The organism is Cupriavidus sp. 05N40, from assembly GCF_056397305.1.
Genome location: NZ_JBFTND010000399.1, coordinates 1 through 2,808, shown reverse-complemented (window position 1 = coordinate 2,808; position 2,808 = coordinate 1). Strand labels below are relative to the sequence as shown.

Here is a 2,808-nt window from a genome sequence, read left to right as displayed (position 1 = left end):
TCATCAGCCTGCTGCATGACTTCCATGATCATCCCCCCTTTGCTTGCCTTCAAGTAGCGGAGGTTGCACTATACAAATTCAAGTCGACTTGAGGTCAAGAGGGTGAAAGATCCGGACATGAACCTGGACATAGCCGAGGTGGCGCAGCGATCCGGCGTGCCGGCCTCGACGCTGCGGTTCTATGAGGAGAAGGGGCTGATCGCCTCGATCGGCAGGCGCGGCCTGCGCCGCCTGTTCGGTCCCGGCGTGCTGGAGCGGCTGGCGCTGATCGCGCTGGGGCGCGCCGCCGGCTTTTCGCTGGACGAGATCGCGCTCATGTTCGCGCCGGACGGGCGCCCGCGCATCGACCGGCAGATGCTCGCGGCCAAGGCGGAGGAACTGGACAAGACGATCCGCAACCTGAGCGCCCTGCGCGACGGCCTGCGGCACGCCGCCGCCTGCCCCGAGCCGAGTCACCTGGAATGCCCTACCTTCCGCCGCATCCTGCGGGCTGCCGCGTCCGGCGCCATCGGAGCCCGGAGAAAGACGACCCCGCGGGCCGGTTCACCGGGCGGTCCGGTACGCCAGGCTAAGCGGCTTGGGCCAGCCTGACCGGCAGYGCCTCGCGCACCGCCTCGGCGACGATGCCCGCCAGCCGTGCGGCCGGCGCATCCAGTTCGTCATCCTTGCGGTAGAGCGCCAGCGCCAGCGCAGGCAGCCGCGGCAGCCCGCCCTCGCCCGCATCCCAGGCCCGGACCGATGACGGCAGGCCCATCGCCGTGCGGATCGTCAGGCCCAGCCCCGCGGCCGTGCCGGCCCACAGGCCGCCCAGGCCCGGGCTGGTGAAGGCCACGCGCCAGGCAATGCCGGCGCGATCGAGCGCGGCGGTGCCGGCCGAGCGAAAACGGCATGGCGGCTCGAACGCGACCAGCGGCAGCGGTTCGCCCTCGTGCCACGGCACGTGCGCGGCGGCGGGGCCAATCCAGCACATCGGCAACTCCGCCACGCGCTCCATATGCGGCATGCGCACGCCATCGTCCCACGCCAGCGCCATGTCCAGCCGGCCGGCGGCAACGCCGTCCAGCAGCTCGGCATTGCGCGCCACGCGCGCTTCGATGCGCACCTTCGGATGCGCGCGTGCAAAGCGGCCCAGCACCTCCGGCAGCAGCATCTCGCCGAAATCCTGCTGCAAGCCGAAGCGCACCCAGCCTTCGAGCGCCACGCCATGCACCGCGGAGGCGGCTTCGTCATTGAGCTCCAGCAGCCTGCGCGCATAGGCCAGCATGGTTTCGCCGGCCTCGGTCAGGGCCAGGCCGCGCCCGGCCTTGCGGAAGATCGCCGTGCCTGCCTGCTCCTCCAGCTTCTTGAGCTGCGCACTGACCGCCGAGGTGGAGCGGCCGAGCCGGTCGGCGGCCCGCGCGAAGCTGCCAAGTTCCATCCCCGCCACGAAGCTGCGCAGCACGTCGAGGTCGAAATTCACCGAAGCCATGTAAATCGTCCTGATATTTGGGATGTTCAGTAAAAAATTATCTGATATTCGGGATTATTTTCGACTGAGAGAATCGGGGCGTCAAGGCCATTCGTGCCGCTTCTTCCCAGGGGATTCCATGTCGCGCGCTTCATCTCCAGCCACTTTGCCCGCCGCCGCCCGGCCTGCGAGCCTGCCAGGTTCCCCACGCCACCAGCCCGGCCACCGCTGGAAAGTGCTGGCCACCGGCGTGGCGGCCAATGCCAGCTTTGCCGCCGCGTTTGCCGGCATCCCGACCACGGCCGTGCTGATGCGCAGCGGCTACCGGCTGGACGACGGCGAACTGGGCTTCTGCCTCGGCATGATGGGACTCGGCATCGCCCTGAGCGAGGTGCCTTGGGGCCTGCTGACCGACCGCTGGGGCGACCGGCGCGTGCTGCTGACCGGCCTGCTGGCCACCGCGCTGTGGCTGGGGCTGATGGCAGCGTCGATGGCGCCGGCGGCAAGCCATGTGCCGGGCCACGCGCTGCTGGCGCTGGGCTTGCTGGTGCTCGGCCTGCTGGGCGGCAGCGTCAACGGCTCCAGCGGCCGCGCGGTGATGGCATGGTTCCGCGAAGGCGAACGCGGCCTGGCCATGAGCATCCGCCAGACCGCGGTGCCGGCCGGCGGCGGCCTGGGCGCGCTGGCCTTGCCGTTGCTGGCGCAGGCCCTGGGCTTCGCCGCGGTCTACGGTGCGCTCGCCGTGCTTTGCGCGGTGACCGCGGTGTTTGCCTGGTGCTGGGTCCACGAGCCGCCGTCCGCGCAGCCGGCCAGCGGCCCGTCGCTTGTTGCCGGCCCGGGACGCGGCCCGCTGCGCGATGCGCGGGTCTGGCGGCTGGTGGGCGGCATGGGGCTGATGTGCGCGCCGCAGGTGGCCGTGCTGACGTTCGCCACGGTGTTCCTGCACGACTTCGGCCGCATCGGCGTCGCCGCCGCCGGCATGACGGTGGCCGCGGTGCAGACCGGCGCCGCCGTGATGCGTGTGTGGAGCGGCCGCTGGACCGACCGCCGCGGCAATCGGCGCGGCTATATGCGCGGTTGCAGCCTGGTGACCCTGTTCGTCTTTGCCGCGCTGGCCGCCCTGACCTGGCTCAGTGCCGCCGCGCCGGGCTGGCGCGCCCTGCTGCTGCCGGCGCTGATGGCCTGCCTGGTGCTGGGCGGCATCTGCGCCTCGGCCTGGCACGGCGTGGCCTTTACCGAGCTGGCCACCATCGCAGGCGCGGCGCGCGCCGGCACCGCGCTCGGACTGGGCAATACCTTTGCCTTTTCCGGTTTCTTCCTGGTACCGCTGGCGATCCCGGGGATGGCCGCCGGCTTTGGCT

Annotated in this window: 3 protein-coding genes; 2 read left to right on the top strand and 1 reads right to left on the bottom strand. The window is 71.1% G+C overall.

Annotated elements, in window-relative coordinates:
- The first annotated feature begins 117 nt into the window (after positions 1-117).
- Entirely contained in the window at positions 118-591 is a 474-nt protein-coding gene (locus AC1DO7_RS40805; RefSeq protein WP_441615736.1) for a helix-turn-helix domain-containing protein, read from the top strand.
- Here AC1DO7_RS40805 and AC1DO7_RS40800 read toward each other — a convergent pair.
- Complete coding sequence (locus AC1DO7_RS40800) at positions 569-1,468, bottom strand: LysR substrate-binding domain-containing protein (RefSeq protein ID WP_441615535.1); 900 nt, start codon at positions 1,466-1,468, stop codon at positions 569-571. The genes AC1DO7_RS40805 and AC1DO7_RS40800 overlap by 23 nt on opposite strands.
- A gap of 118 nt (positions 1,469-1,586) precedes the next feature.
- Here AC1DO7_RS40800 and AC1DO7_RS40795 point away from each other — a divergent pair.
- On the top strand, positions 1,587-2,808 hold a 1,222-nt coding region (locus AC1DO7_RS40795), incomplete at its 3' end, for an MFS transporter (protein ID WP_477117525.1).

What these genes read in the sequence shown, in the direction of transcription:
- AC1DO7_RS40805 (WP_441615736.1), top strand. Translation starts at nt 118, where the DNA reads ATGAACCTGGACATAGCCGAGGTGGCGCAGCGATCCGGCGTGCCGGCC.